This is a genomic window from Nocardioides lijunqiniae (genome assembly GCF_015024225.1).
In the GTDB taxonomy this organism is placed as follows: Bacteria; Actinomycetota; Actinomycetes; order Propionibacteriales; family Nocardioidaceae; genus Nocardioides; species Nocardioides lijunqiniae.
Map to the genome: position 1 here is coordinate 1 of NZ_JACJGM010000042.1, position 18,507 is coordinate 18,507.

Consider the following 18,507-nt stretch of genomic DNA (forward strand, 5'->3'; position numbering starts at 1 on the left):
CCCAGGCGGCGCTGGCCGCTCGCGCGCTCGCCGAGGAGGACGCCCGCGCCCACGCCGAGCAGGCCCGCGAGGCGGTCGCCGAGCGGCTCGAGCTCCAGCAGCAGCTCACCGCGCTGACCCGCGAGGCGGTGGCCGGCGCGGAGACGCACGCCGCCGCCCTGGCGGAGCTCCGCACCGAGCTCGACGGCGCGCTGGCCGAGGCCCGGCGTCAGGCCGAGCTGCGCACCGAGGCCGAGGCCGCCGCGGAGAACCGCGCGATGGAGCGCAGCGCGGTCGAGGCCGCCGTACGCCGCCAGACCGAGCTGGTCGAGGAGACCATGCGCGAGCGGGCCGAGGCCGAGCAGCGGCTCACCGAGCTCACCCAGCGCGTGGCGGGCTCGAGCCCACCGCCGCCCGAGGCCGCGGCGCCGGCCACGTCGCCCGCCCCGGAGCCTCAGCCCGAGGACGACGCCCACGAGGACGACCACCGCACCCGGTGGGGGCGCAGGCGACGCTGACCTCGGTCAGCTGATCCGCGTGCTCGCGAGCGCGTCGCGCAGCGTGTCCGCGATCTCGGCGACGGCGGCCCGCGAGCGACGGCCCACCCCCACGATCTGCAGGAACCCATGGATCTGGTCCGGGAAGCGCTGCAGGGTCACGTCGACGCCGGCCTCGGAGAGCCGGCGCGCGTAGGCCTCGCCCTCGTCGCGGAGCGGGTCGAAGCCGGCCGTGGCGACGTAGGCCGGAGCGAGTCCGGCCGGCAGCTCCGCGTGGAAGGGCGAGAGGCGCGGGTCGCGCAGGTCCTGGCCCGGCGGGTTGTAGGAGTCCGTGGCCAGCCGCATGAAGTCGCGGGTGAGGTAGAAGCCCTCGTCGAACATCGTGTAGCTGCGGGTGTCGTGCTCGGCGTCGGTCATCGGGTAGACGAGCAGCTGGAAGGCCAGGGGCCAGCCGCGGCGGGCCGCCTCGAGGGCGACGCCCGCGGCGAGGTTGCCGCCGGCCGAGTCGCCGCCCACGGCCATCCGCGTGGGGTCGCAGCCCAGCGACTCCGCGTGCTCGACGGCCCAGGCGTAGGCGGCCAGCGCGTCGTCGTACGCCGCCGGGAAGGGCGACTCGGGGGCCAGCCGGTAGGTCACGGCCAGGACCCGCACGCCGGCCCGCTCCGCGAGCACCCGGCAGGGGGCGTCGTGGCTGTCGAGGTCGCCGTACATGAAGCCGCCGCCGTGGAAGAAGACCAGCAGCGGGAGCGGCTGCCGCTGCGCACCCTCCTCGGCCACCGAGGGCGTGTAGAGCCGGGAGGGACGATCGCCGACGCGGAGGTCGCGCACCGCGCCGATCGGCTGCCGGCCCGCGACGAGGCGGGTGTGGTGGAGCATCGCGCGGCGGCCCTCGAGGACCGGCATCGTCTCCGCGCCGGGCACGCGGGCCAGGCGCTGGAGCCGCAGCGTCAGCTGGGTCTCGGTGGCCAGCTGCTGGCCGTCGAGGCGCACCGGCGCTCCGGCGAGGCGGCGCTGCACGCCGTCGGGCAGGGCCAGGACGCCGCGCAGCAGCGCCTTCTCCAGGACGGCGCGCGCCCCCGTCACTCGTCGCATCAGAGGGTGGCTCACGGAGCGCACGCTAACCGAGTCGACACCGCCCGTTCACCCTGCGGTGTCACACTGCGGGCATGCCTCTCGAGATCGTCCCCGAGCCCGTCGCCGTCGACGGCGTCACGCTCGACGGCGACGCCGGTGACGGCGTCACCGACGAGCCGTACGACGTCGACGTCACCTACGTCCCCGATCCGGAGACCACCGCGGCCATCGAGCGCTTCGACAACCGCTTCCTCGACCGCGAGCTCTCCTGGCTGCACTTCAACCAGCGGGTGCTCGAGCTGGCCGAGGACGAGTCGCTGCCGCTGCTGGAGCGGGTGCGGTTCCTGGCGATCTTCACCAGCAACCTCGACGAGTTCTTCATGGTGCGCGTGGCCGGTCTCAAGCGGCGCATCGCCGCCGGGCTCGCCGTGCGCGCCGCCTCCGGGATGCTGCCTCGCGAGACGCTGGAGCGCATCTGGACCGTCACCCGCGAGCTCACCGGCCGCCAGGCGCGGGTCTTCCGCGACGAGCTGGTGCCGGCGCTCAAGGAGCACGACATCGAGCTGGTCCGCTGGGACGACCTCGACCGCGACGAGCAGAAGTCGTGCAAGCGGCTCTTCCGCGACCGGATCTTCCCGGTGCTCACGCCCCTCGCGGTCGACCCGGCCCACCCGTTCCCCTACATCTCGGGGCTCTCGCTCAACCTCGCGGTCGTGATCCGCAACCCGAAGACCGACAAGGAGCACTTCGCGCGGGTCAAGGTGCCGCCGATCTTCGAGCGCTTCGTGCCGCTGGGCAACGCCCGGTTCGTGCCGCTCGAGGACGTCATCGGCGCCCACCTCAAGCGGCTCTTCCCGGGCATGGAGGTGCTCGAGGCCCACACGTTCCGGGTCACCCGCAACGAGGACCTCGAGGTCGAGGAGGACGACGCCGAGAACCTGCTGGCCGCCCTCGAGAAGGAGCTGCTGCGGCGTCGCTTCGGCCCGCCCGTGCGGCTCGAGGTCGAGGAGTCGATCGCGCCGTCCGTGCTCGAGCTGCTGGTCTCCGAGCTCGGCGTCTCCGACGAGGAGGTCTTCCGGCTGCCCGGCCCGCTCGACCTGCGCGGGCTGCACGGCATCGCCGACCTCACCCACGAGGACCTGAAGTACCCCGCGTTCGTGCCGACGACCCACGCCCGGCTGGCCGAGGTCGAGTCGGCCGCGCCGGTCGACATCTTCAAGGCCACGCAGCGCAACGACGTGCTGCTGCACCACCCCTACGACTCCTTCGCCACGTCCGTGCAGCGCTTCATCGAGCAGGCCGCGGCCGACCCGCACGTCCTGGCGATCAAGCAGACGCTCTACCGCACCTCCGGCGACTCCCCCATCATCGACGCCCTGGTCGACGCGGCCGAGGCCGGCAAGCAGGTGCTGGTGATCGTGGAGATCAAGGCGCGCTTCGACGAGCAGGCCAACATCCGCTGGGCGCGCAAGCTCGAGCAGGCCGGCTGCCACGTCGTCTACGGCCTGGTGGGCCTCAAGACCCACTGCAAGCTGTCGCTGGTGGTGCGCGACGAGCCCGAGGGCATCCGCCGCTACACCCACATCGGCACCGGCAACTACAACCCGAAGACCTCGCGGATGTACGAGGACCTCGGGCTGATCACGACCAACGAGCGCATCGGCGAGGACGTCGCCCACCTCTTCAACAACCTCAGCGGCTGGTCGCGCAACGCGCGCTACGAGGAGCTGCTGGTCGCGCCCGACAACGTGCGCAGCGGTCTCGTCGACCAGATCTACGCCGAGATCCAGCACCACCGCGCCGGCGAGCCGGCCGGGATCCGGATGAAGGCCAACTCCGTCGTCGACGAGGCGACCATCGACGCGCTGTACCTCGCCTCCCAGGAGGGCGTCCCGGTCCAGCTCCTCGTGCGCGGCATCTGCGCGCTCCGGCCCGGCGTGCCGGGACTGTCGGAGAACATCGAGGTGCGCTCCATCCTGGGCCGCTTCCTCGAGCACAGCCGGGTGTTCTGGTTCGAGAACTCCGGGCAGCCGGTCGCCTGGATCGGCTCCGCCGACATGATGCACCGCAACCTCGACCGCCGCGTCGAGGTCCTGGTGCGGCTGCCCGCGGCCGAGAGCGTGCGCGCCATCGAGCGGCTGCTGGACCTCGCGTTCGCGCCCACCACGAGCGCCTGGGTGCTCGGGAGCGACGGCACCTGGGTGCAGAACGAGGGTGAGGTGCATCTCCAGGAGGCACTGATCGAAGGCCAGCGCAGGCGGCGTACGACGGTCTAGGGCGGCGGCTGCCGGGGCCGCGGGGGCGATCCGCGGGGCGTGAGTTGCGCGCCCGCGACTCCCACCCCCTAGCATGAGGCGCGTTCGTCACCGCCTCATCAGGAGCGTTCCGTGGGTCTGCGATTCCGTCCGGTCGACACCTCTTTCTACGACCTCTTCACGGAGTCGGCGAATCACCTCGTCAAGGGGGCCGACCTGCTCGCGGAGATGCTCAGCGAGGGTGCCGACGCCGCCGACGTGGGCCAGCGCATGCGCGACGCCGAGCACGCCGCCGACGAGACCACCCACGCGATCGTGCGCCGGGTCAACAGCACCTTCATCACGCCGTTCGACCGCGAGGACATCTACTCGCTGGCCTCGGCGCTCGACGACATCATGGACCTGATGGACGAGGTCGTCGACATGATCCTGCTCTACGAGGTGAGGGTCCTCCCGACCGAGCTCTCGCAGCAGGTCGAGGTCCTCCAGCGGTGCGCCGAGCTGACGTCGGCGTCGATGCCGAACCTGCGCTCGATGCAGTCGCTCGAGGAGTACTGGATCGAGATCAACCGCCTCGAGAACGCCGGCGACAAGAACCACCGCCGGATCCTGGCCAACCTCTTCTCCGGCGAGTACAAGACCATCGAGGTCCTGAAGCTGAAGGACATCGTGGAGTCCCTGGAGGACTCCATCGACGCCTTCGAGAAGGTCGCCAACATCGTGGAGCAGATCGCGGTCAAGGAGTCCTGACCCACCGTGGAACTCGCGCTCGTCATCGCTGTGGTCGTCGTCGCCCTGACGTTCGACTACACCAACGGATTCCACGACGCCGCCAACGCCATCGCCACCTCGGTGTCGACCCGGGCGCTGACGCCGCGCGTGGCCCTGATCATGGCCGCCGTCATGAACTTCGTCGGCGCCTTCCTGGGCCAGGAGGTCGCCAACACCGTCGGCAGCGTCATCTCGCCACCTGACGGCTCGCACGGCCTGGTCATCGTGATGTCCGGGCTCCTCGGCGCCATCGCCTGGAACCTCATCACCTGGTACTACGGCCTGCCCTCGTCGTCCTCGCACGCGCTCATCGGCGGCCTGGTCGGCGCGGCGCTGGCCTCCGGGACGTTCGTGAAGTGGTCGACCGTGCTCGACAAGGTCGTCATCCCGATGATCATCTCGCCGCTCTTCGCGTTCGCCGCGGGCTTCGCGCTGATGCTGGCGATCATGTGGATCTTCCGGCGCCGCAACCCGCACCGCGTGCAGCGCAACTTCCGGTTCCTGCAGACCCTCTCGGCCGCCGCGATGGCGCTGGGCCACGGCCTCCAGGACGCTCAGAAGACGATGGGCGTCATCTTCCTGGCGCTGCTGGCCGGTGGCTTCGTCAACCCCGGCGACGACCTGCCGCTGTGGGTCATCATCGCCGCGGCCGGCGCCATCTCGCTCGGCACCTACGCCGGCGGCTGGCGCATCATGCGGACCCTCGGGCGCCGCATCATCGCCCTCGACCCGGCCCGCGGCTTCGCCGCCGAGTCGGTCGCGGCCGGCGTGCTCTACACGACGGCGTTCCTGTACTCCGCGCCCATCTCGACCACCCACACGATCACCTCGGCGGTCATGGGCGTGGGCGCCACCAAGCGCTTCTCCGCCGTCCGCTGGGGCGTGGCCAAGTCCATCGTCGCCGCCTGGGTCCTCACCTTCCCCATGGCCGGCCTCGTCGCCGCCCTCTGCTACTGGGTCAGCCACTTCTTCATCGAGGTCCTGCCCTGACCGCTCCGCTGGGGTAGCCAGGCACCAGCTCCGCGAGGAGCGCCCGGACGCGGCGGTCGATGTCGTCGCGGATCGGGCGTACGGCGTCCGGTCCCTGGCCCGCCGGGTCCTCCAGCGCCCAGTCCTCGTAGCGCTTGCCGGGGAAGATCGGGCAGGCGTCGCCGCAGCCCATCGTGACCACCACGTCGGAGGCGGCGACGTCCTCGGTCAGGAGCTTCGTCGGCACCTCCTGGGAGACGTCGATGCCCAGCTCGGCCATCACCTCGACGACCGCCGGGTTGACCGAGTCGGCCGGCGCGGAGCCCGCCGAGCGCACGGCCACGCGACCGGCGCCGTGGTGGGCCAGCAGGGCGGCGGCCATCTGGGACCGGCCGGCGTTGTGGACGCACACGAACAGGACCTCGGGCACGTCGGTCGACTGGGGGTCGGTGGTCACGGGGTGCTCCTGACGGGGTCGGTGGTCCAGGTGAAGCGGCGGCGCGCCCACAGCGCGACGTACACGAGACCGACCAGGACCGGGACCTCGATCAGCGGCCCGACGACACCGGCGAGCGCCTGCCCGCTGGTGACGCCGAAGACGCCGATCGCGACGGCGATGGCGAGCTCGAAGTTGTTGCCCGCCGCGGTGAAGGCCAGCGTGGTGGTGCGCTCGTAGGACATCCGCAGGCGGTGCCCGAGCGCCATGGAGAGGCCCCACATCAGGGCGAAGTAGGCCAGCAGCGGCAGCGCGATGCGCGCGACGTCGCCGGGGCGGTCGCTGATCGCGTCGCCCTGCAGCGCGAACAGCACCACGATCGTGAAGAGCAGGCCGTAGAGGGCCAGGGGTCCGATGCGCGGGAGGAACGTCGCCTCGTACCACTCGCGGCCGCGCGCCCGCTCGGCGCCGGCGCGGGTGAGGTAGCCGGCGAGCAGCGGGATGCCGAGGAAGACCAGCACGCTCAGCGCGATCTCCCACGGGGACACGTCGAGGGCGCTCTGCTCCAGGCCGAGCCAGCCGGGGAGCAGCTCGAGGTAGAACCAGCCCAGCGCCGCGAACGCGACCACCTGGAAGAGCGAGTTGACCGCCACCAGGACGGCCGCGGCCTCGCCGTCGCCGCAGGCCAGGTCGTTCCAGACCAGCACCATCGCGATGCAGCGGGCCAGGCCGACGATGACCAGGCCGGTGCGGTACTCCGGCAGGTCGGGCAGCAGCAGCCACGCCAGCGCGAACATCAGCGCCGGGCCCACCACCCAGTTGAGGACGATGCTGGCGGCGAGCAGCCGTCGGTCGGCGGTGACGTGGCCGAGCTCGTCGTAGCGGACCTTCGCGAGGACCGGGTACATCATCACCAGCAGACCGATCGCGATCGGCAGGCTGACGGAGCCGACCTCCACCGCCGACAGGGCGTCGTCGAGGCCGTCGACCCCGCGACCGAGAAGCAGCCCGGCGGCCATCGCCGCGATGATCCACAGCGGCAGGTAGCGGTCGAGGGTCGAGAGCCGCCTCGTGGCCTCGGCCTCGGCGGGTGCGGTCGTCGTCATGCCGGCGCGAGCACGGAGTCGAAGAGGCTGCCGAGCGCGGCGATGGCCTCGGGACGGGCGCGGTAGTAGACCCACACGCCGCGCTTCTCGCGCTCGACGAGGCCGGCGTCGTGCAGCACCTTGAGGTGGTGGCTGATGGTGGGCTGCGACAGCTCGAACGCCGGCAGCAGCTCGCAGACGCACGCCTCGGCGCCCTCGCGGGACATGACCATCGACATCAGCCGCAGCCGTACCGGGTCGGCCAGCGCCTTCAGCATGGGCGCGATCGTCTCGGCCTGCTCGGCGCCCATCGGCTCGCGCGCCAGCGGTGCGCAGCAGGCGAACTGATCGGATATCGACATGCGTCGATATTGACAGATGTCGATGTCTCGAGGCAAGTTGGACACATGGACACCTCTCCCCTGGTCATCGTCGGCGCCGGACCGATCGGCCTGACGGCCGCCGCCCACGCCCGGGCGCGCGGCCTGCGCACCCTGGTCCTCGAGGCCGGTCCGACCGCCGCCGCCGCGGTGCGGCAGTGGGGCCACGTCCGCCTGTTCTCGGCCTGGTCGGAACTGGTCGACCCGGTGGCCCGCGACCTGCTGAGCACGAGCGACGGCGGCTGGTCGGCGCCCGACCCGACGACGTACCCGACGGGCGAGGAGTGGGCGAGCCGCTACCTGCTCCCCCTGGCGCAGGCGCTCGACGCCACCGACGAGGTCGAGGTGCGGCTCGGGTGCCGCGTGGTCGGCGTGACCCGGCAGGGTCGCGACCGCCTCGTCGACTCGGGCCGCGCGGACACGCCGTTCGAGCTCCGGGTGGCGGTGGGCGACCGCTGGAAGCGGGTGCTGGCCTCGGCGGTCGTCGACGCGTCGGGCACCTGGGGCCTCCCGAGCCCGCTGGGGTCCGACGGCCTGCCGGCGTACGGCGAGGCGGAGCACGCCGACCGCATCACCTACGGAATCCCGGACCTCTCCGCGCCGGACGTGGCGGAGCGGTACGCCGGCCGGCACGTCGCCGTCGCCGGCTCCGGCGCCTCCGCCCAGAACGTGCTCGTCGCGCTGACCGGGCTCGCTCCACGCGGCACCACCGTGTCGTGGCTGGTGCGGCGGGGCGAGACGGCCGACGCGTTCGGGGGTGGCGACAACGACCAGCTGGAGGCCCGCGGCGCGCTCGGCAAGGCGGCCGAGGCCGCCGTCCGGACCGGACCGGTGCGTGCCGTGACCCGCTTCCGCGCCGCCGAGATCGGCGACGACCCCGCCCGGCCCGGCGCGCTGCGGATCACGTCCACGGACGGCGCCACCGTCGACGGCGTGGACGAGGTGGTCGTCGTGACCGGATTCCGGCCCGACCTCGACTGGCTGGGCGAGGTGCGCCTCGACCTGGACCCGGTGCTCTCCGCCCCGACCCGCCTCGCGCCGCTGATCGACCCGAACGTCCACTCCTGCGGCACCGTCTACCCTCACGGCGCCGCCGAGCTCGCGCAGCCCGAGCCGGGCCTCTACCTCGCCGGCATGAAGTCCTACGGTCGCGCGCGGTCGTTCCTCGCCCTCACCGGCTTCGAGCAGGTCCGCAGCATCGTCGCCGCCCTCGCCGGCGACCACGAGGCCGCTGCCCGGGTCGAGCTCGTCCTCCCCGAGACCGGTGTCTGCGGCGGCTCCGGCCAGTTCGACACCCCCGCCGAGGACACCGGATGCTGCGCCGCACCCGCAGGCGACCTCCTGACCATCGGCCCCCCGGCGGGATAGTCCCCAACAGAATCGTGGCCGAACGCCACGAGACACCACGAACTTGTTAGGCACTACCCCCAGCGACGAGCCGGCCAGGCCTCAGCCGAAGCGACCGGAGATGTAGTCCTCGGTGCGCTTGTCGGTGGGGTTGGCGAAGATGTGACTGGTCTGGTCGAACTCGACGAGGAGGCCGGTGCGGTTGCCGGTGGTCTCGTCGGGACGGGCGGTGAAGAACGCGGTCCGGTCGGAGACGCGGGCGGCCTGCTGCATGTTGTGGGTGACGATGATGATCGTGTAGTCGTCGCGCATCTGCAGCATCAGGTCCTCGATGCGGCTGGTGGCGATCGGGTCGAGCGCGGAGCAGGGCTCGTCCATCAGGATCACGTCGGGCTTGGTCGCGATGGTGCGGGCGATGCACAGGCGCTGCTGCTGGCCGCCGGAGAGTCCGTAGGCCGACTGCTTGAGCTTGTCCTTCACCTCGTCCCACAGGGCGGCGCCCTGCAGCGCCTCCTCGACCAGGTCGTCCATGTTGTCGACCTTCATGCCGGTGACCCGCGGGCCGTAGGCGATGTTGTCGTAGATCGACTTGGGGAACGGGTTGGGCTTCTGGAAGACCATGCCGATCTGGGTGCGGACGGCGATCGGGTCGACGTTGCGGCCGTAGATGTTCTGGCCGTGGTAGGTCACCTCGCCCTCGACGCGGGCGCCCGACACGAGGTCGTTCATCCGGTTCAGGCAGCGCAGGACCGTCGACTTGCCGCAGCCCGAGGGGCCGATCAGCGCGGTGATCTCGTGCTTGCCGAACGAGAGGTTCACGTCGTGGACGGCGTGGAAGTCGCCGTAGTAGACGTTGAGCTTCAACGCCTCCATGACCGGCTCGGGCGGCACGGACGGCAGCTCGCGCTCCGACTCGGCGTGGGTGCCCGCCATCATCGAGATCTCGCGGTGGTCGGCGTTCCGCGTGGAGGCGGTGGCGGGGTGGCTGGACATGGTTTCTCCTACCAGGTCTTCTGGAACTTGTTGCGGATGAAGATGGCCAGTGCGTTCAGACCGAGGATCATGATCAGCAGCACGATGATGGCGGCGGACGCCGCGGTCCTGAGGTCCTCCTGCGAGTTGGACGTCAGCGAGTAGATCTGCATGGGCAGCGCGGTGATCTCGCTCATGACACCGGTGGGGTCGAAGAGTACCGAGCCGGCCAGGCCGACGACGACCAGCGGGGCCGCCTCGCCGATGGCGCGCGAGAGTCCGAGGATGGTGCCGGTGGCGATCCCGGGGATGGCCGACGGCAGCGTCTGGCGCCACGTCGTCTGCCACACCGTCGCGCCGAGCGCGAGCGATCCCTGGCGGATGTCCTGCGGAACGGCGCGCACCGCCTCGCGGGTGGTGATGATGATGACCGGCAGGATCAGCAGGGCGAGCGCGATCGCGCCGCCGAGCACGATGCCGGTGGTGTTGAAGCCCATCAGCGCCATGACGGCCACGGCGAGGAGGCCGTAGACGATGGCGGGGACGGCGGCGAGGTTCTGCAGGTTGACCTCGATCAGCCGGTTCCACCAGCGCTCCTTGTCGGCGAACTCCTCGAGGTAGAGCGCGGCGGCGATGCCCAGCGGTACGGCGAACAGTGCGGTGAACAGCATCAGCCACAGGGATCCGAGGATGCCGGCCCGGAAGCCGGTGGACTCGGGTCGGACGATCGAGCCGTAGTTGCTGAGGAGCTCGGAGTCGAAGCGAGGGGAGCCCTTGATCGCGGTGTCGACGATGAGCACGAGCAGCACCATCACCCCGAAGAACAAGGAGAACCACAGCGCGCCGAGGAACACCAGCGAGCCGACGTTCTTGTCCTTGCTGCGTCCGCTGGAGACCGTGCGCGTGACCTCACGCGCCGTCGTGGTCGCGACACTCATGTCAGTAGGCCTGCCTGAATCGTCGAACGAGGGCGATGCTGATGACGTTGATGATGAAGGTCAGCACGAAGAGCAGCATGCCGACGGCGAACAGCTCGTTGTAGGAGCTGGAGCCGACGGCGTTCTCCCCGCCGGCCGTGGTCGCGATGAACCCGGTCATCGTCTGCATGCCCTCGCGCGGGTCCGCGGAGAGGTTCTTGAGCGATCCGGAGGCGAGCGTCACGATCATCGTCTCGCCCACGGCGCGCGACATCCCGAGGACGATCGCGGCGGCGACGCCCGAGAGCGCCGCGGGCAGCACCACGCGCAGGGTGGTCTGCATCCGGTTGGCGCCCATGGCCATCGAGCCCTGCCGCATCGCCTGCGGCACGGCGGACAGCGCGTCCTCCGACAGCGAGGCGACCGTGGGGATGATCATGACGCCGAGGACGAGCCCGGCGGCGAGCGCGTTGGTGAAGCCGACCTTCAGGCTCAGGATGTCCTGCAGCAGCGTCGGCGTCACGAAGGTCAGCGCGAAGAAGCCGTAGACGACCGACGGCACCCCGGCCAGGAGCTCGACCGTGGGCTTGAGGTACTTGCGGGCGCGCTGCGAGGCGTACTCCGAGAGGTACATCGCCGCGCCGAGCCCGAGGGGTACGGCGACCAGCAGCGCGATGACCGTGGTCATCGCCGTGCCGGCCACCAGCGGGAGGACCGCGTGCGTGCCCTCCGTCGCGAAGAAGTCGCCGACCGGGACATCCCGGAAGAAGTCGATCACGGGGCGGACCAGGGCGAAGATGATGCCGACCGTGATGGCGACCGACAGCAGCGCCGAGGCCATGAGGATGCCGCGGATGACGGCCTCGCCCGGGCGGCTCTTCTTGCGCAGGTTGGGCGCGGCGGGCAGGCCCGTCCCGGAGGACGGGCCTGCCCCGGCGCTGGAGATGGTGCTCATCAGCTGGTCAGAGACTCTCGGTCAGCCCTTGATGCCCTCGAGCGCGGACTGCGTCTCGGAGTAGAGCTCGTCGCTCAGCGGGATGAACTTGCCGACCTCGGCGATGTCCGAGAGGTTCTCGATGTAGTAGTCGACGTACGCCGCCACGGCCTCGTTGTCGTTGTACTTGGCGTTGTTGACGTAGATGAACAGCGGGCGGGCCAGCGGCGTGTAGGTGCCGTCCTGCGCGGTCTCGGCGGAGGGCTCGACACAGCCCTCGCCGTTGTCGATGGCGAGCGCCTTCAGGGTGTCGGCGTTCTCCTCGTAGTAGGTGTAGCCGAAGTAGCCGGTCGCACCCTCGGTGCCGGACACGCCCTGGACCAGGACGTTGTCGTCCTCGGAGGACTCGTAGTCGCTGCGGGTGGACTCCGACTCGGCGCCGATGACGTCGGCGGCCATGTAGTCGTAGGTGCCCGAGTCGGTGCCGGGACCGAAGAGCTTGATCTCCTGGTCGGGGAAGCTGGGGTCGAGCTCGTTCCAGTTCTTGACCTTGGAGTCGGGGCCCCACAGCTTGATGATCTGGTCGACGGTCAGGCAGTCGACGTCGAGGTCCTTGTGGACGACCATCGTGAGGGCGTCGGTGGCGACCTGCAGCTCGGTGTACTCGATGCCGGCCTCCTCGCAGATCGCGGCCTCTTCGTCCTTGATCGGGCGCGAGGCGTCGGAGATGTCGGTCTTGTCGGCGCAGAACGCCTCGAAGCCGCCGCCGGTGCCGGACTCGCCGACCGTGACGCGCACGTCGGGGCTCTCCTCGGCGAGCAGCTCCTGGGCCGCGACACTCATGGGGAAGACCGTGGACGAGCCGTCGACGGCAACCTTGCCGCTGACGCTGTCGCCGCCGTTGTCGCTGCCGGCGTCGCCGCCGCCACAGGCGCTGAGCGCGAGGGCGAGGACGGCCATGCCAGGCACGAGGGCCCGTCGGACTGAAGTGCGGTTCACTGCGTATCTCCTGTGTCGTCTGTGGTGTGACGATCAGGAGTGTTGAGGCCGGAGGTGGACGGATCCGGGGTCGTCGGTGAACGAGGGGTGAACTCGACCCACCCAGTTGGCGACGCGCCGCCGTGCGTGAGACGTCGCTCACGTGAACAAGCCCGGGAGGGCTTGACGTGGCGGCCCGGCGGTGGCTGAGGGGTCCTCAGGAGACGGGGTGGCGCTCCGTGGCGACGACGCGCCCCTTGCGCAGGTGGACGACGAGCAGCTCCCCGAGCTCCAGGTGGGGGTCCTCGAGCCCGAGCGCGTCGACGACCTGAGGGAGCACCGGACGGTGGGTGCACAGCAGCGTGTCGCGCCCGTCGTCGAGCACGCCCTCGACCACCCGGCGCACCCGCTTGGAGGTCGCGCCCTCCTCGCTGAGCCGGTCCTCGCGCTCCAGGTCCCACCCGGTCGTGCCGGCGTACGGCGCGACGGTCTCCACGCAGCGCGCGCTGCCGGAGGTGACCACGCGGGTGACGCCGTACGCCGCCAGGACGGGCACCAGCCGCTCCGCCTGAGCGCGCCCGGCCTGGAGCAGCGGCCGCTCGCGGTCGTCACCGCGCCAGGCCTTGCGCGAGCGGGCCTTGCCGTGGCGCAGGACGATCAGGGTGCGGGTGCGGCGGCGCGCCTGGAGCGCCTCGCGGAGCGTGTCGCGGTCGTAGTCGTAGGTGAGGCGGGTGAAGGCGTCCTCCGCCTCGACCCACGCGACCTCGTCGATCTCGGCGTTGGGGAGGTAGCCGCTGACGTCGTCCTCGCCGACGGGGCGGCCGGTCCAGTAGTGGACGGTCTTCATCCGGCCCGTCGTCAGGCGGTAGCGCTGGCTCGCCAGCGGGACGCCGAGCCTGACGTGCAGCCCCGTCTCCTCCGCCACCTCGCGCACGGCGGCCGAGGTGCGGTGCTCGCCGCGGTCGAGCTTGCCCTTGGGGAACGACCAGTCGTCGTACTTGGGACGGTGCACCAGCAGCACCCGCTTGCCGGGACGGAAGACCACGACGCCCGCGGACTCCACGTCCGGGGGTGGAGAGGCGGGCATGCCGACTAGTCTCACACCACCCGCGCCCCGAGGAGAGCCGACATCACCGTGACACGCAGCCGACTGGTGCGAACCACGGTCGGCGCGCTCGCGGTCGTGCTCGTCATCACGGCAGCCGTCGTCGGCGTGCGGTGGTGGCAGGACGCGCACCGCACCGACCTGGAGCGGGCCGTGGGCCTGGCCCCCGCCGACGGCGAGCGCCTCTCCTGGACCGACTGGGCGGCGGTGCGCGAGGAGCTCGGGGCGGACCTCTCGGAGGACAGCCCGCAGGGCGACGTGGTCGACTTCATGGCAGAGGGCTACGACGCCGACCTCACGTCCGCCTCCGCCCTGCCGGAGTCGGCGCAGCAGCTGCACGTGCAGTACGGGTTCTCCCCCGCGACGGTCGACTGGGAGCTCTTCAGCCAGTCGCAGGAGGGCGCGGTGGTGATGCTGCACCTGCCCGACTCCACCGACTGGGGCCGGATCGCCGACCGGCTGCGCGGGCTGGGCTACACCGAGCCCGACGACGAGGCCGGTGTGTGGGTGGGGGGCGACGAGACGCTGGGCCGCATCGGCGGCGTCAGCCCCGAGCTGAGCCACGTCAGCCTGGTGGAGGACGAGTCGCTGATCCTCACCAGCGATGCCGAGGCCTACCTGGAGACGGCTGTCGACACCCTCGGCGACGGCGGGATCGAGGACCTGGAGGAGGTCGTCGAGGCCTCGGGCGAGCCGCTGTCGGCGGCGATCTACACCGGCGAGCACGCTTGCGGCGCGCTGTCGATGGGCCAGGCCGACCCCGACGACGAGGCCGAGGCCGACCGGCTGGTCGCCGAGGCCGGCGAGGTGGACGCGTTCACGGCGTACGCGATGTCGGTCCAGCCGGACCGGGACCTGCGTCTCGCCCTGTCCTTCGAGAGCGACGACCAGGCGCGCGCGAACGCCGACAGCCGGGCGGTCCTCGCGTCCGGCCCGGCCCCGGGCCAGGGCGGCGACTTCGCCGACCGCTTCACCCTCGGCGACGTCGCGTCCGACGGCACCCTGCTCACGATGGAGCTCGCCCCCGTCGAGGGCACCTTCGTCCTCTCCGACCTCTCCACCGGACCGGTCCTCTTCGCCACCTGCTAGGCGCCGCGCTAGGAGAAGCGGCGCAGGCGCAGGCTGTTGGTGACGACGAAGACGGAGGAGAGGGCCATGGCGGCGCCGGCGATCATCGGGTTGAGGAGGCCGGCGGCGGCGAGGGGCAGGGCGGCGACGTTGTAGGCGAAGGCCCAGAACAGGTTGCCCTTGATGATGCCCAGCGTCCGCCTGGAGAGCCGTACGGCGGTCGCCGCGACGCGCAGGTCGCCCCGCACCAGCGTCAGGTCGCTGGCCTCGATGGCGACGTCGGTGCCGGTGCCCATCGCGATCCCGAGGTCGGCCTGGGCCAGCGCGGCGGCGTCGTTGACCCCGTCGCCGACCATCGCCACGACCCGGCCCTCGGCCTGCAGCCGGCGCACGACGTCGACCTTGTCGGCGGGCAGCACCTCCGCGACCACGTCGTCGATGCCGACCTCGGCGGCCACGGCGCGCGCGGCGCGCTCGTTGTCACCGGTCAGCAGGACCGGGGCCAGCCCCAGCCGGCGCAGGTCCGCGACCGCCTCGCGCGAGGTGGTCTTGACCGTGTCGGCGACCACGAGCACCCCTCGCGCGCGCCCGTCCCACCCGACGGCCACCGCCGTGCGGCCCGACGCCTCGGCGTCGTCGACGGCTGCGAGCAGGTCCTCACCGAGGGCCATGCCCTCGCGGGCCAGGAGGGCGGGCCGGCCGACGACGACCGCGCGCTCACCCACCGTGCCCCGCACGCCGAGGCCCTCGACGTTGCGGAAGCCCGTGGCGACGGGGACCCGCGGCGCGGCCTGCGTGATGGCCCGCGCCACCGGGTGCTCCGAGCCTGCCTCGACGGACGCGGCGGCGGAGAGCACGTCCTCGGGCGACTCCCCCGCGGCGGGCGCCGTGGAGACCCAGGCCATCTGACCGGTCGTGACGGTGCCGGTCTTGTCCAGCACCACCGTGTCGACCACGCGCGTCGACTCCAGCACCTCGGGCCCGCGGATCACGATGCCGAGCTGCGCGCCGCGGCCGGTGCCGACCATCAGGGCGGTCGGCGTCGCGAGCCCCAGGGCGCACGGGCAGGCGACGATCAGGACGGCGACGGCGGCCGTGAACGCCACCGACGCGTCGGCGCCGTTGCCGAGCCAGAAGCCCAGCGTCGCCACCGCGAGCGCGATGACCACGGGCACGAAGAAGCCCGAGATCCGGTCGGCCAGCCGCTGCACCTGCGCCTTGCCGTTCTGCGCGTCCTCGACCAGCCGGGCCATCTGCGCGAGCTGGGTGTCGGAGCCCACCCGCGTCGCCCGCACGACCAGGCGCCCGCTGGTGTTGACGGTCGCCCCGACGACGGCGTCACCGGGCCCGACCTCCACCGGGACCGGCTCCCCGGTGAGCATCGACGCGTCGACCGCGGAGTGGCCCGCCTCGACCTCGCCGTCGGTGGCCACCTTCTCCCCCGGCCGTACGGCGAACAGGTCGCCCACCGCGAGGCTCGCGGCCGGCACGCGGGTCTCCACCCCGTCCGGACCGTCGCGCAGCAGCGCGACATCCTTGGCGCCGAGGTCCATCAGCGAGCGGATGGCCGCCCCGGCCCGGCGCTTGGCGCGCTTCTCGAACCAGCGGCCGGCCAGCAGGAAGGTCGTCACCCCGGCCGCGGCCTCGAGGTAGATGTTCTCGAGGCCGTCGGTGCGCTCCACGGTGAGGCGGAAGGGGTGCGTCATCCCCGGCATGCCGGCCGTGCCCCAGAAGAGCGCGACGAGCGACCAGCCGAAGGCGGCCAGCACGCCCACCGAGACCAGCGTGTCCATGGTGGTGGCGCCGTGGCGCGCGTTGGTCCACGCCGCGCGGTGGAACGGCCAGGCTCCCCACACCGCCACCGGCGCGGCGAGGGTGAGCGAGGCCCACTGCCAGTAGTCGAACTGCAGCGCCGGGACCATGGCCATCGCCACGACCGGGACGGTGAGCAGCGCGGAGACGACCAGCCGCTGGCGCAGGGCGTCGAGCTCGGGGTCGCCGGTCTCCGCGGACCCGGAGGACGGGCCCTCGGGCGCCGCTGACGGCAGCGACGCGGCGTACCCCGCGGCGCTGACCGTCGTCAGCAGGTCGTCGGTCGACACCGTCGCCGGGAAGGCGACCTTGGCCTTCTCGGTCGCGTAGTTGACGCTGGCGGTGACGCCCTCCAGCTTGTTGAGCTTGCGCTCGATCCGGTTCGCGCAGGAGGCGCAGGTCATGCCGGTGATCGCCAGCTCGACCTCGCTCGTGGGCGAGGCGGTGCCGGTGCGGTCGACGACGTCGGTCATGGGAGGGCTCCGGTCAGGCGAGGGCGTAGCCGGCCTCGGCCACGGCCGCCGCCACGGCGGCGCGGTCGAGCGGCTCGGCGCTGGTGACGACGGCGGTGCCGGCCTCGTGGGAGACCTCGACGCGCTCGACGCCGGCGATCTCCTCGATCTCCTCGGTGACCGACGCGGCGCAGTGGCCGCAGGTCATGCCGGTGACGTCGTAGGTGGTGGTGTGGCTCATGTCTGCCTTCCTCTCAGGACCGGACCAGGCGCGCGATCGCGTCCACGGCCTCGGTCACCTTCTCGCGCGCCTCGGCGTCGCCGACGCGGGCGGCGTCCACGACGCAGTGGTGCATGTGCTCCTCCAGCAGGCCGATCGACACCGCCTGGAGGGCCTTGGTCATGGCCGCGACCTGGGTGAGGATGTCGATGCAGTACTGCTCCTCCTCGACCATCCGTTGCAGGCCCCGGGCCTGGCCCTCGATGCGGCGCAGGCGCTTGAGGTAGTCGTCCTTGCGCTGGATGTAGCCGTGCTGGTGCTCGTGCTGCTGCTCGTCTGCCATGCCCACACCATACCCCCCTACGGTATGAGACCAAGGCACGAGAGAGCCCGCCGACCTCGGGTCGGCGGGCGGCTGACTGTCAGGCTGGAGTGGAGGCCGGTCTCAGGCCTCGCGACGCGGCTCGGGCGGCTGCGGCTCGACGCCGAGGATTTCGTCGATCTCCTCGGACGAGAGGTGCTCGTCGGCCTCGCTCGCGGCGATGATCAGGTTGGTGGTGAGCTCCACCTCGCCCAGGAGGTCGACGTCCTCCAGCGTCACGTCGAACTGGTCGTGCACGAGGGGTCTCCGTCCGGGCGAGGGGGCGACTGCGCGACGCAGCCTGAGTGCCAAGCCTACGTGCTGGGCGAAAGTTCCGTCTGGTCATCGCGGACGACGCCGGAATGCTCCGGATTGCTCCAGACAGACCACGAGGCCCCGACCCTGTCGGGTCGGGGCCTCGCGTAGAAGACTTCTCAGCCGCGTCTGATCAGACGGGGCGGACGTTCTCAGCCTGGGGGCCCTTGGGGCCCTGGGTGACGTCGAACTCGACCTTCTGGTTCTCGTCCAGGGACTTGTAGCCCTGGGTCTGGATCGCCGAGTAGTGCACGAAGACGTCGTCGCCGCCGTCCTCCTGCGCGATGAAGCCGAAGCCCTTCTCAGCGTTGAACCACTTCACGGTGCCTTGAGCCATGTGCTCGTTACTCCTGTTATCGGAACGAAAGCCGCCACTTCGGCGACCCGCATCAGATGCGGTGACACGTCGCTCCGACCCGTGATTGGTATTACCACAAACCAGAAACGCCGTTGGATCACAAACTCCGCGGGCGTCAGACCAGCTGGAACTTGCATCTGTTGCACCACAGACACTATCAAGCGATCCCCGGAACCCGACCTCGTGGGACCCAGGAATCTTGAGCGTGCCCGTGAAGGTTGC

At 71.5% G+C, this 18,507-nt stretch carries 19 protein-coding genes and 1 pseudogene; 6 read left to right on the forward strand and 14 right to left on the reverse strand.

Annotated features, from left to right (window positions below; genetic code table 11):
* Positions 1–497, forward strand: a pseudogene (locus IRQ30_RS20375) (hypothetical protein); the annotation flags it as partial.
* 6 nt (positions 498–503) lie between these two features.
* Here the strand turns inward: IRQ30_RS20375 and IRQ30_RS20380 are convergent.
* The gene (locus IRQ30_RS20380; RefSeq protein ID WP_338089805.1) at positions 504–1,583 is read right to left on the reverse strand and encodes an alpha/beta hydrolase; all 1,080 of its coding nucleotides are present in this window, start codon (positions 1,581–1,583) and stop codon (positions 504–506) included.
* Between the two features lie 59 nt (positions 1,584–1,642).
* Here IRQ30_RS20380 and IRQ30_RS20385 point away from each other — a divergent pair, with 59 nt between their 5' ends.
* The 3 genes from IRQ30_RS20385 (at position 1,643) to IRQ30_RS20395 (ending at position 5,566) form a co-directional block, all read left to right on the forward strand.
* Positions 1,643–3,826, forward strand: a complete 2,184-nt coding sequence (locus IRQ30_RS20385) for an RNA degradosome polyphosphate kinase (RefSeq protein WP_193614733.1) — start codon at positions 1,643–1,645, stop codon at positions 3,824–3,826.
* Positions 3,827–3,937: 111 nt separating this feature from the next.
* Complete coding sequence (locus IRQ30_RS20390; protein ID WP_338088044.1) at positions 3,938–4,555, forward strand: DUF47 domain-containing protein; 618 nt, start codon at positions 3,938–3,940, stop codon at positions 4,553–4,555.
* A gap of 6 nt (positions 4,556–4,561) precedes the next feature.
* Positions 4,562–5,566, forward strand: coding sequence for an inorganic phosphate transporter (locus tag IRQ30_RS20395; RefSeq protein ID WP_193610805.1), 1,005 nt, complete (start codon positions 4,562–4,564; stop codon positions 5,564–5,566).
* Here IRQ30_RS20395 and IRQ30_RS20400 read toward each other — a convergent pair.
* From IRQ30_RS20400 to IRQ30_RS20410, 3 genes are read right to left on the reverse strand one after another with little or no spacing between them, the layout of a single operon-like run.
* Positions 5,547–6,002, reverse strand: coding sequence for an arsenate reductase ArsC (locus tag IRQ30_RS20400; RefSeq protein WP_338089806.1), 456 nt, complete (start codon positions 6,000–6,002; stop codon positions 5,547–5,549). The two genes, IRQ30_RS20395 and IRQ30_RS20400, sit on opposite strands and share 20 nt — an antisense overlap.
* A complete protein-coding gene (gene arsB, locus IRQ30_RS20405; protein ID WP_193614734.1) occupies positions 5,999–7,087 on the reverse strand; it encodes an ACR3 family arsenite efflux transporter in 1,089 nt (362 codons plus the stop codon). The genes IRQ30_RS20400 and arsB overlap by 4 nt, the downstream gene beginning before the upstream one ends.
* Positions 7,084–7,428, reverse strand: a complete 345-nt coding sequence (locus IRQ30_RS20410; protein WP_193614735.1) for an ArsR/SmtB family transcription factor — start codon at positions 7,426–7,428, stop codon at positions 7,084–7,086. Before IRQ30_RS20410 ends, arsB begins: the two co-directional genes overlap by 4 nt.
* Positions 7,429–7,473: 45 nt before the next feature.
* Between IRQ30_RS20410 and IRQ30_RS20415 the strand changes: the two genes are divergently transcribed.
* Positions 7,474–8,814, forward strand: coding sequence for an FAD-dependent oxidoreductase (locus tag IRQ30_RS20415; protein ID WP_193614736.1), 1,341 nt, complete (start codon positions 7,474–7,476; stop codon positions 8,812–8,814).
* A gap of 81 nt (positions 8,815–8,895) precedes the next feature.
* Here IRQ30_RS20415 and pstB read toward each other — a convergent pair whose 3' ends face one another.
* From pstB to IRQ30_RS20440, 5 genes are all read right to left on the reverse strand, one after another.
* Positions 8,896–9,666 carry a phosphate ABC transporter ATP-binding protein PstB gene (gene pstB, locus IRQ30_RS20420; protein WP_209021922.1) on the reverse strand — a complete coding sequence of 257 codons (771 nt, stop codon included), beginning with the start codon at positions 9,664–9,666 and terminating at the stop codon, positions 8,896–8,898.
* Between the two features lie 128 nt (positions 9,667–9,794).
* Positions 9,795–10,703, reverse strand: coding sequence for a phosphate ABC transporter permease PstA (gene pstA / locus IRQ30_RS20425; protein ID WP_193610853.1), 909 nt, complete (start codon positions 10,701–10,703; stop codon positions 9,795–9,797).
* A gap of 1 nt (position 10,704) precedes the next feature.
* Positions 10,705–11,637: a phosphate ABC transporter permease subunit PstC gene (gene pstC / locus IRQ30_RS20430; protein ID WP_193614737.1), complete on the reverse strand. Its 933-nt coding sequence runs from the start codon at positions 11,635–11,637 to the stop codon at positions 10,705–10,707.
* A gap of 21 nt (positions 11,638–11,658) precedes the next feature.
* Complete coding sequence (locus IRQ30_RS20435; protein ID WP_227464894.1) at positions 11,659–12,576, reverse strand: PstS family phosphate ABC transporter substrate-binding protein; 918 nt, start codon at positions 12,574–12,576, stop codon at positions 11,659–11,661.
* A gap of 235 nt (positions 12,577–12,811) precedes the next feature.
* Positions 12,812–13,681, reverse strand: a complete 870-nt coding sequence (locus IRQ30_RS20440) for an NUDIX hydrolase (RefSeq protein ID WP_193614738.1) — start codon at positions 13,679–13,681, stop codon at positions 12,812–12,814.
* Positions 13,682–13,747: 66 nt separating this feature from the next.
* Here IRQ30_RS20440 and IRQ30_RS20445 point away from each other — a divergent pair, with 66 nt between their 5' ends.
* Positions 13,748–14,788, forward strand: coding sequence for a hypothetical protein (locus IRQ30_RS20445; protein ID WP_193614739.1), 1,041 nt, complete (start codon positions 13,748–13,750; stop codon positions 14,786–14,788).
* 8 nt (positions 14,789–14,796) lie between these two features.
* Here IRQ30_RS20445 and IRQ30_RS20450 read toward each other — a convergent pair whose 3' ends face one another.
* The 5 genes from IRQ30_RS20450 to IRQ30_RS20470 form a co-directional block, all read right to left on the reverse strand.
* Positions 14,797–17,052, reverse strand: a complete 2,256-nt coding sequence (locus IRQ30_RS20450) for a heavy metal translocating P-type ATPase (RefSeq protein ID WP_193614740.1) — start codon at positions 17,050–17,052, stop codon at positions 14,797–14,799.
* Positions 17,053–17,065: 13 nt separating this feature from the next.
* On the reverse strand, positions 17,066–17,272 hold the full coding sequence (locus IRQ30_RS20455; RefSeq protein WP_193608674.1) for a heavy-metal-associated domain-containing protein: 207 nt from the start codon (positions 17,270–17,272) through the stop codon (positions 17,066–17,068).
* Positions 17,273–17,285: 13 nt separating this feature from the next.
* Positions 17,286–17,594, reverse strand: coding sequence for a metal-sensitive transcriptional regulator (locus tag IRQ30_RS20460; RefSeq protein ID WP_193608675.1), 309 nt, complete (start codon positions 17,592–17,594; stop codon positions 17,286–17,288).
* 102 nt (positions 17,595–17,696) lie between these two features.
* The gene (locus tag IRQ30_RS20465) at positions 17,697–17,870 is read right to left on the reverse strand and encodes a hypothetical protein (protein WP_193614741.1); all 174 of its coding nucleotides are present in this window, start codon (positions 17,868–17,870) and stop codon (positions 17,697–17,699) included.
* Between the two features lie 190 nt (positions 17,871–18,060).
* Positions 18,061–18,264: a cold-shock protein gene (locus IRQ30_RS20470; RefSeq protein WP_056863399.1), complete on the reverse strand. Its 204-nt coding sequence runs from the start codon at positions 18,262–18,264 to the stop codon at positions 18,061–18,063.
* Positions 18,265–18,507 lie beyond the last annotated feature (243 nt).

Coding starts and splice junctions, on each gene's coding strand:
- pstC (WP_193614737.1), bottom strand. CDS start 11,637: ATGAGCACCATCTCCAGCGCCGGGGCAGGCCCGTCCTCCGGGACGGGC.
- IRQ30_RS20385 (WP_193614733.1), top strand. CDS start 1,643: ATGCCTCTCGAGATCGTCCCCGAGCCCGTCGCCGTCGACGGCGTCACG.
- IRQ30_RS20455 (WP_193608674.1), bottom strand. CDS start 17,272: ATGAGCCACACCACCACCTACGACGTCACCGGCATGACCTGCGGCCAC.
- IRQ30_RS20470 (WP_056863399.1), bottom strand. CDS start 18,264: ATGGCTCAAGGCACCGTGAAGTGGTTCAACGCTGAGAAGGGCTTCGGC.
- IRQ30_RS20450 (WP_193614740.1), bottom strand. CDS start 17,052: ATGACCGACGTCGTCGACCGCACCGGCACCGCCTCGCCCACGAGCGAG.
- pstA (WP_193610853.1), bottom strand. CDS start 10,703: ATGAGTGTCGCGACCACGACGGCGCGTGAGGTCACGCGCACGGTCTCC.
- pstB (WP_209021922.1), bottom strand. CDS start 9,666: ATGGAGGCGTTGAAGCTCAACGTCTACTACGGCGACTTCCACGCCGTC.
- IRQ30_RS20440 (WP_193614738.1), bottom strand. CDS start 13,681: ATGCCCGCCTCTCCACCCCCGGACGTGGAGTCCGCGGGCGTCGTGGTC.
- IRQ30_RS20460 (WP_193608675.1), bottom strand. CDS start 17,594: ATGGCAGACGAGCAGCAGCACGAGCACCAGCACGGCTACATCCAGCGC.
- IRQ30_RS20415 (WP_193614736.1), top strand. CDS start 7,474: ATGGACACCTCTCCCCTGGTCATCGTCGGCGCCGGACCGATCGGCCTG.
- IRQ30_RS20410 (WP_193614735.1), bottom strand. CDS start 7,428: ATGTCGATATCCGATCAGTTCGCCTGCTGCGCACCGCTGGCGCGCGAG.
- IRQ30_RS20435 (WP_227464894.1), bottom strand. CDS start 12,576: ATGGCCGTCCTCGCCCTCGCGCTCAGCGCCTGTGGCGGCGGCGACGCC.
- arsB (WP_193614734.1), bottom strand. CDS start 7,087: ATGACGACGACCGCACCCGCCGAGGCCGAGGCCACGAGGCGGCTCTCG.